This window comes from Bordetella sputigena, assembly GCF_965137885.1.
Lineage (GTDB): Bacteria > Pseudomonadota > Gammaproteobacteria > Burkholderiales > Burkholderiaceae_B > Bordetella_C > Bordetella_C sputigena.
Genome location: NZ_CBCSCA010000006.1, coordinates 395,503 through 402,957, shown reverse-complemented (window position 1 = coordinate 402,957; position 7,455 = coordinate 395,503). Strand labels below are relative to the sequence as shown.

Sequence of the window (7,455 nt, the reverse complement as noted above, 5' to 3'; positions counted from 1 at the left end):
CCCTCCCACCCAATTTTTGGACAGCTCCACCGCCTGGCCCCAGCGCCGCAGCCGCGCTTCGCGCTGGTCGGCCGACCAGGCGGGTTCGAAGCGACGTTCAGCCTGCCATTGCGCGGCGAAGGCGTCCATATCCTTCCAGAACCCGACCGCCAGACCCGCCAGCCCGGCGGCGCCGCGGGCGGTGGATTCGGATACGCGCGGCCGCACCACGGGCACGCCCAGCAGATCCGCCTGCATCTGCATCAGCAGATCGTTGCGGGCCGCGCCGCCATCCACGCGCAGCTCGGACAGCTCGATCCCGCAGTCCGCCTTCATCGCCGTCAGTAGTTCGGCGCTTTGCAGCGCGATCGATTCCAGCGTCGCGCGCGCCACGTGGGCCCGCGTCGTCCCGCGCGTCAGCCCCACCAGCGTGCCGCGGGCATAGGGATCCCAATGCGGCGCCCCCAGCCCCGCGAATGCCGGCACCAGGAAAACATCGTCCGTATCGGCCACGCTGCCCGCCAGCGCTTCCACGTCTTCCGAGCGCTGGATGATGCCCAGCCCGTCGCGCAGCCACTGCACCGCCGCGCCGGCGACGAACACCCCGCCTTCCAGCATGAAGGTGGGCGTCCACGCGGGACGCGCCCCGGCGAACACCTGCGCGTCGGCGGTGTCTTCTTCCGGCCGCGGCAGGCCCCAGCCCACCGTGGACAACAGGCGGTTGCGCGATACGACCGGCTTGTCGCCCACGTTCATCAGCATGAAGCAGCCCGTACCGTAGGTATTCTTCGCCATGCCGGGCTTGAAGCAGGCCTGCCCGAAGGTCGCGGCCTGCTGATCGCCCGCCACGCCGGCGATGGGTATCGCGCCGCCGAACCATTGCGGCAGCGTCTCGGCCACCACCGCGCTGCTGGGCGCCACGCTGGGCAACACCGAACGCGGAATATTCAGGCATTCCAGCAGCTCGTCGCTCCAGTCCTGCTTATGGATATCGAACAGCAGCGTGCGCGACGCATTGGTGCAGTCGGTACTGTGCACCTTGCCGCCGGTCAACTGCCAGATCAGCCAGGTATCGATGGTGCCGAAGGCGACTTCGCCGCGTTCGGCGGCGGCGCGCGCCCCCGGCACATGGTCCAGCAGCCAGGCCAGCTTGGTGCCGGCGAAATACGCATCCAGCACCAGGCCCGTGCGTTCCTGCAGGAAATCGGCGCGGCCTTCGCCGCGCATGCGGTCGCAGACATCGGCCGTACGCCGGTCCTGCCAGACGATGGCATGCGCCAGCGGCCGGCCGCTGGCGCGGTCCCAGATCAGCGTGGTTTCGCGCTGGTTGGTGATGCCGATGGCGGCGATGTCGGCCGCGGTCGCGCCGGCGTTGTGCAAGGCCTCTCGCGCGACCTCCAGCTGGCTGCGCCAGATCTCGTTGGCGTCGTGCTCGACCCAGCCCGGGTGCGGGTAATACTGGCGGAATTCGCGCTGGCCCACGCCGCGCGCGCGGCCTTCGGCGTCGAATACGATGGCGCGCGAACTGGTCGTGCCCTGGTCCAGGGCAAGAATGTATTCATTCTTCATCGCTGGTCTGCACCTTCCGTCCGTTCAGTTGATTGCCCGCCGCCGGATCCAGCCGGCGGAAGGAGAAAAATGAAGCGGCGCACAGCAGCCCGATCACCAGGAAGCCGGCCACGATGTCGGTCACGGTGGCGCTTTCCGACCCGCGCAGGGCCATGCTGACGTTCAGCGTCACCGCCGCCACGCCCACCCCAAGGCTGACGCCCAGTTGCTGCGCCATGGCGGCGAAGCTGCTGGCGCGGCTCATCTTGTCGGGCCCGATGTCCGCATAGGTCAGGGCGTTGACCCCGGTGAATTGCAGTGAACGGAAAAACCCGCCGATCAGCAGCACCAGGATGATCAGCCAGGATGGCGTGCTGGGCTGGAACAGCGCGCAGACGCAAATGAAAGCCCCCGTCAGCAACGCATTCACGGTCAACACCTGGCGGAAGCCGAAGCGGCGCACGATGGGCGTGGCCACGAATTTCATCAGCAGGGCGCCGGCGGCGCTGGCGAAGGTGATCATGCCGGCGGCGAACGGCGTCAGCCCGAAGCCCACCTGCAGCAGCATGGCCAGCAGGAAGGGCGTGGCGCCGACGGAGAAGCGGCAGAGATTGCCCGCCAGCGTCGAAATCGCGAAGGTGGGAATGCGCATCAGCGACAGGTCGATGATGGGATGGGCAACCCGGCGGGAATGGTGCACGTACCAGAACCCACTGACCAGGCCGATGGCGACCACGCCCAGGGCCTGGATAGAGGCCTCGCGGCCCGCGGCCTCGAAGCCGCTGACCAGCGTCGCCATGCTGATACCGCTGAGCAGAAAGCCCAGCCAGTCTAGGCGGGGCACGCCTTTTTCGCGGATCTCCTTGATATAGCGCAGGATCAGCGCAATGCCCAGCACGCCCATGGGCACATTGATCAGGAAGATCCAGTGCCAGGACGCATAGGTCACCAGGAAACCGCCCAGCGGCGGCCCGATGACGGGACCCAGCAGCGCGGGAATGGACAGGAAGGACATGGCTTTCAGCAGGTCTTCCTTGGGCACGGTGCGCAGCAGGATGATCCGGCCCACGGGCACCATCATGGCGCCCGCCACTCCCTGCGCGACCCGCGACAGGACCAGCTGGGTGACCGTCTGCGACACGGCGCAGGCGACGGAGCTCAGCGTGAACAGGGCGATGGCGGCGATGAAGACGCGGCGCGCGCCGAAACGGTCGGCGGCCCAGCCGCTGACGGGGACGAACACCGCGGCGGCCAGCAGATAGGACGTGATCGCCACATTCAGCCGGACTGGCGTGGAATCCAGGGACGCCGCCATGGCCGGCAGGGCGGTGGCGACCACGGTCGCGTCCAGCATCTGCATGAACAGGGCGCAGCCAACGATGAAGGGGATCATTTTTGCCGCCCGCAAGGCGGCGGGATCGGCGAGCGGGGGGACGGAGGCCAGCGTTTTCGTGGACATGTCGGGGGGAAGCGGCGGGGTGCCGGCCCATTGTAACGCCGTGCTTTCCGCTGCCCTTGAAGTAAACTGGCGGCTAACGCAACTCCCTGACGCACGGTTCCATGGCCAACAACTACGAGTCGGAAATCACCCGTTTCCTGAAGGACTACAAGAAGTCGCATCCCGACGTCGAAAAACGGCAGCGCGAAGGCCGCGGCCTGCTGTGGGACAAACCCCAGGATCCCGAGCTGCTTGAAGGCTTCCGTGCCGCGCGTGTCCCGCAAAGGCCTTACGTCTATTCAAACGACTGAGCGGCCGCCCCTCTCTTATGTCGCAGAACGCCTCGGTGCCGGGCAAGGACCTCGCCGCGCTCGTGGAGCCGCCAGTGGATAGCACGCCCGACACGGTCGACAGCGTGGCGTTCGCGCGGCTCTACGGCGAACCGCTGTTCCAGCTGCCGCAGGATCTGTACATCCCGCCCGACGCGCTGGAAATCTTCCTGGAGGCCTTCGAAGGCCCCCTGGACCTGCTGCTGTACCTGATCCGCAAGCAGAACTTCAACGTGCTGGACATCCCCATGGCGGATGTCACGCGGCAATACCTGTCCTACGTCGAACAGATACGCCTGCACAATCTGGAGCTTGCCGCCGAATATCTGCTGATGGCGGCCATGCTGATCGAGATCAAGTCGCGCATGCTGCTGCCGGTCAAGAAAAGCGATACCGGCGAAGAAGTCGAAGACCCGCGCGCCGAACTCGTGCGGCGCCTGCTGGAATACGAACAGATGAAGCTGGCCGCGCAGAAGCTGGACGCGCTGCCGCAACTGGGCCGCGACTTCCAGCGCGCGCAGGCCGTCGCCGACCTCAGCGTCGAGCGCGCCATGCCGGATGTATCGCCCGAGGACCTGCGCCAGGCCTGGGCGGACATCATGAAGCGCGCGCGGCTGAACGCGCACCATCACATCACGCGCGAGCAGTTGTCGGTGCGCGACCATATGACGCACATCCTGCGCCGGCTTAGCGACGTGCGCTTCATGGAGTTCAGCGAAATGTTCATGGAGCGCATCGACGAAGGCGCGCCCGCCGCGGTGGTCGTGGTGCACTTCATTGCCATGCTCGAACTGGCGCGCGAATCCTTGCTGGAAATCACCCAGGCCGAGCCCTACGCGCCCATCTATGTGCGGCTGGCCTATACCAGCGTGGCGGCCGAAGCGGCTTGATACCGGCGCGCGCCGCGCACGGCGCAGCCCTTCCCGGAGACATTCTTGAAAGTCGTACACACCATCCAGGAGCTGCGCGATCACCTGCGCGGGCAGAACCGGGTTTCCTTCGTCCCCACCATGGGCAATCTGCACGAAGGCCACCTGGCGCTGATGAAGCTGGCGCGCCAGCACGGCGATCCTGTCGTGGCCAGCATTTTCGTCAATCGCCTGCAGTTCGGGCCGGCGGAGGACTTCGACCGCTATCCCCGCACCCTGGCCGAAGACATCGAAAAACTGGAACGCGAACGCGATGTCTACGTGCTGTTCGCGCCCGACGAGCGCGAGATGTATCCGGAGCCGCAGAACTACCGGGTGCGGCCGCCGGATGACCTCGGCGATATCCTCGAAGGCGAATTCCGGCCGGGATTCTTCACCGGGGTGTGTACGGTGGTGCTCAAGCTCTTTTCCTGCGTGCAGCCGCGCGTGGCGGTGTTCGGCAAGAAGGATTACCAGCAGCTGATGATCGTGCGCGCCATGTGCCGGCAATTCCAGCTGCCGGTGGACGTGCTGGCGCACGAAACCGTGCGCGCGGCGGACGGCTTGGCGCTGTCTTCCCGCAACCGCTATCTGAGCGATGCCGAACGCGCGGAGGCCCCGGCCCTGTATGGCCAGCTCCAGCAGGTGCAGCGCCAACTCGCCGCCGGCCAGCGCGATGCCGCCGCGCTGGAAGCGGACGCCATCGCCGCCTTGACCGGCCGGGGCTGGCAGGTGGATTACATTGCCGTGCGGCGCCGGCGCGATCTGAAGGCGCCGGACGCGGCGGATATGGCGGCGGGCGAACCGCTGGTGGTACTGGCCGCCGCCAAGCTGGGCGCCACGCGGCTGATCGACAATCTGGAGCTGTAGGGTGGGCGGCCGCGAGGCGAGGGCGCCGGCGGCGACGACCATCTGTACTGGTCGCGTGGCGAAATCGTCACCCTGTCAGAACTGACAGCTTTCGGCCTCCCGGCATCCATGCAAGACTACCGGCCTACCCAACATCAGGGAGGCCAGCATGAATCACCCGCGGGGGTGCGCAGGAAAGCGCGCGGTGGCGTTGACGCCCCGCGAGCGCGATATTGCGACGTATCTCGTCACCGGCAAATCCAATAAATACATCGCCATCGAGCTGAATATTTCATCGCGGACGGCCGAGGCCCATCGTGCCCGCATTTTCCGCAAAATGGGGGTGCGCAATGCCATGGAACTGGCATGCCGCATGTGCCCCTATAGCGGCTGCAATGATTAGCTGCGCTGGCCGGCTGGAGGCCGGCCGAGCCATGCCGGCGCACGTCGGGCCCGGCGACACCAGCCCCGGCCATACCGGGCCGGGCCGCGTCAGGCCTGGGCGGCGATCACGGGCACTTCGGCGGTGTCTGCTTGGCCAGTTCGTTGATCGGATCCAGATCCGGCTGGCGCGTCAGGGTGTAATTCAGGTTGGGCGTGACGCCGGCGATGGCGCGCAGGCGCAGCACATTGTTGGCGGCCACGACGAATTCGGCGCGGGTGGTGTTGTCCGGGCCGATCAGGAACACGCGCGGCGGCTTTTCATCCGTGACCTGCCAGCAGCCCTGTTCCGCGATGGGTTTCTCGCGACTGCTCGCGTTGTCCAGATAGGCGGAACGGCCGCGCCAGCGTCCGTTGGGCGCAAGCGTCAGCGTGATGCGCTGGGCTTCGCACTCCATGCCCGCCGCGAAGCACGGCAGGGTGCCCATATAGGTCTGCGGCTGCGGTACCAGGCTGCGCTCGGCGGCGCTGGGCGACGGCGCTGGTGCCGGGGTGGCGGCCCCGGTACCCGTGTCGGCCGACGCGGTGCTGGTCGGCGGCATGGGTTGGCCGTCTTCGGTGGTATTGCCTTCCTGGATCGCGCGGGCGCGCTGCGCTTCCTGCTGTTGCTGCTGGCTGGGCGTGGGCGCCTTCAGGTCGATCTGCAACTGCGACGGCGCGCGCACCACCGGACGGTAGTCGGCACCCGTGCCCATGATCTGCGCGTCGGTGATGGTGCTGGCGCGGGGCGGATCGTAGTAGCCCGCCTGTCTCTGTTCGGCACAGCCCGCCACGCCGGCTGCCCCCGCCAATATCGCGGCCAGCACCGCGGCGGACCGCAAGCGCCGGGACGGCATGGAGTGGGCAGGCGATGCGCCGGCGGCGGAAAGGGCAGGAGGGACAGGAAGGGCGGGCATGACAGCGTATCCAGGGTTGCAGCACATGCGCACAATTCTCGCATGAATGCTCTACCGCGGCGCGCCGTCTTCCGCGTTGAACGGGCGATCGGGTTCGGCATTGAACAAATTACGACATGTCGGAATAATGCCGGGCGCCCGCTGTCCGCGAACGGGCGCGACGGCCGCTGGCGCACGCCGCATGCCTGGAGCCGCGCTCCGGCTTCCCGCTTTCTCCATGGATAACCCACGTGCAGCTCGATCCCCATCTCGCCATTGTGCTCGCCGCGGTGCTTGGCCTGGCCGTCGGCAGTTGGCTGACGACGGTGGTGCATCGCTTGCCGCGCATACTGGAATATGACTGGGAAGAGGCGTCCCGCGATGCGCGGGACGCCAGCGGCCCGGCGCCTCCACGACCGAGCCTGTGGCGCCCATCCTGCCGGTGTCCGGCGTGCGGCGGCGCGATACGCGGGTGGCGGCGCATACCCGTGCTGGGCTGGCTGGGCCTGCATGGCCGCTGCGGCGAGTGCCGCGCCCGCATCCCTTGGCGCTATCCCGCCATCGAGCTGGTGACGGCGGGGCTGTATGCACTGTGCGTCTGGCATTACGGCGCCAGCCTGGCGGCGCTGTGCGCGATGGTGCTGGCCGCGGCCCTGGTCGCCCTGGCGTGGATCGACGCGCAAACGGGACTGCTGCCGGATGTCATTACCCTGCCGCTGGTCTGGGCCGGCCTGCTGGTCAATACGCAGGCCGTCTTCGCGTCGCCCGTCCAGGCCATCCTGGGCGCCGCGCTGGGCTATCTATTCCTGCGTATCCTGCACCATGTGTTCCTGTGGACGACCGGCCGCGAAGGCATGGGCTACGGCGACTTCAAGCTGCTGGCCGCGCTGGGCGCCTGGCTGGGGGCGGCGGCGCTGCCGCTGGTGCTGATCGTCGCGTCGCTGTCCGGTGTCGTGGTCGGCCTGGGGCTGATCCTGGCGCGGCGCGTGGGACGTCACCAGCCGCAGCCGTTTGGCCCGTATCTGGCCCTGGCTGGTATCGTTGGACTTCTGATGGCTGTACCGCCCTTGGCGTAGGGCACTGGGGAC

At 67.5% G+C, this 7,455-nt stretch carries 8 protein-coding genes; 5 read left to right on the top strand and 3 right to left on the bottom strand.

What is annotated here, in order from left to right; all coding sequences use genetic code 11:
• Both glpK and ACNA0R_RS14725 read right to left on the bottom strand, forming a co-directional pair.
• Positions 1-1,548 (bottom strand): glycerol kinase GlpK (gene glpK, locus ACNA0R_RS14730; protein WP_415826747.1); only part of this gene is annotated, 1,548 nt, incomplete at its 3' end.
• The gene (locus ACNA0R_RS14725) at positions 1,538-2,920 is read right to left on the bottom strand and encodes a DHA2 family efflux MFS transporter permease subunit (RefSeq protein ID WP_415826771.1); all 1,383 of its coding nucleotides are present in this window, start codon (positions 2,918-2,920) and stop codon (positions 1,538-1,540) included. The genes ACNA0R_RS14725 and glpK, both read right to left, overlap by 11 nt.
• 167 nt (positions 2,921-3,087) lie before the next feature.
• Here ACNA0R_RS14725 and ACNA0R_RS14720 point away from each other — a divergent pair, with 167 nt between their 5' ends.
• The 4 genes from ACNA0R_RS14720 (at position 3,088) to ACNA0R_RS14705 (ending at position 5,454) form a co-directional block, all read left to right on the top strand.
• Positions 3,088-3,276: a DUF3460 family protein gene (locus tag ACNA0R_RS14720; RefSeq protein ID WP_415826746.1), complete on the top strand. Its 189-nt coding sequence runs from the start codon at positions 3,088-3,090 to the stop codon at positions 3,274-3,276.
• Positions 3,277-3,293: 17 nt separating this feature from the next.
• Positions 3,294-4,184, top strand: coding sequence for a segregation and condensation protein A (locus ACNA0R_RS14715; protein ID WP_415826745.1), 891 nt, complete (start codon positions 3,294-3,296; stop codon positions 4,182-4,184).
• 45 nt (positions 4,185-4,229) lie between these two features.
• Positions 4,230-5,072, top strand: a complete 843-nt coding sequence (gene panC / locus ACNA0R_RS14710) for a pantoate--beta-alanine ligase (RefSeq protein ID WP_415826744.1) — start codon at positions 4,230-4,232, stop codon at positions 5,070-5,072.
• Between the two features lie 184 nt (positions 5,073-5,256).
• The gene (locus ACNA0R_RS14705; RefSeq protein ID WP_232464632.1) at positions 5,257-5,454 is read left to right on the top strand and encodes a response regulator transcription factor; all 198 of its coding nucleotides are present in this window, start codon (positions 5,257-5,259) and stop codon (positions 5,452-5,454) included.
• A 106-nt stretch (positions 5,455-5,560) separates the two neighbouring features.
• Here the strand turns inward: ACNA0R_RS14705 and ACNA0R_RS14700 are convergent, their stop codons facing one another.
• Positions 5,561-6,328, bottom strand: a complete 768-nt coding sequence (locus ACNA0R_RS14700; RefSeq protein ID WP_415826770.1) for a copper resistance protein NlpE N-terminal domain-containing protein — start codon at positions 6,326-6,328, stop codon at positions 5,561-5,563.
• A gap of 281 nt (positions 6,329-6,609) precedes the next feature.
• On the opposite strand from ACNA0R_RS14700, the gene ACNA0R_RS14695 reads away from it, so the two are divergent.
• Positions 6,610-7,443, top strand: coding sequence for a prepilin peptidase (locus ACNA0R_RS14695; protein ID WP_415826769.1), 834 nt, complete (start codon positions 6,610-6,612; stop codon positions 7,441-7,443).
• Positions 7,444-7,455 lie beyond the last annotated feature (12 nt).